General features: G+C 57.9%; 1 protein-coding gene. It reads right to left on the bottom strand.

Features of this window, described 5'->3' with window-relative positions:
- Window positions 1-61: 61 nt before the first annotated feature.
- A partial coding sequence (locus AB6804_RS31935; RefSeq protein ID WP_370889846.1) for an IS3 family transposase occupies window positions 62-625 on the bottom strand: 564 nt, incomplete at its 5' end.

Genomic DNA, 625 nt, shown 5'->3' on the forward strand with positions numbered 1-625 from the left:
AGAGGTGGCGCCGTTGGTTCGGACAGTTAGATCGAGTTTATAAGTGGAAGCGCCGGGGTCATCAAGCTGCCGATTTGATCGCTGGCAGTGTCGCGAAGTAGGCCTCATCCGGCGTCTGATCGGACAGACTCGAATGAGGTCGTTTCTGGTTGTAAAGATTCAGGTAATCGCCAATAGAACGGCGGGCATGGCTGACCGATTCATAGGCCCTCAGATACACCTCTTCATATTTCACGCTGCGCCAGACACGCTCGACGAACACGTTGTCGCGCCAGGCACCTTTGCCGTCCATGGACAAGCGAATGCCCCGGCGGAGCACCGCGTCGGTGAAGTCTGTCGCTGTGAACTGGCTGCCCTGATCGGTGTTGACGATCTCCGGTTGACCGTATTTCGCGAATGCTTCCTCCAACGCCTCGACAGCGTGCATCGCTTCCATCGTGATCGCCACACGATGGGCCAGTACCTTTCGGCTGGCCCAGTCCACCACGGCGGTCAGATACACGAAGCCCCGCGCCATCGGGATGTAACTCGTGTCCAGTGCCCAGACCTGGTTTGCCCGATTGATCGTCATGCCGCGCAACAGATAAGGCCAGATCTTGTGCTTCACATGACGGCGGCTCGTGTT

Origin of the sequence: Caballeronia sp. RCC_10 (assembly GCF_041360715.1) — a bacterium.
GTDB classification, from domain to species: Bacteria; Pseudomonadota; Gammaproteobacteria; order Burkholderiales; family Burkholderiaceae; genus Caballeronia; species Caballeronia grimmiae.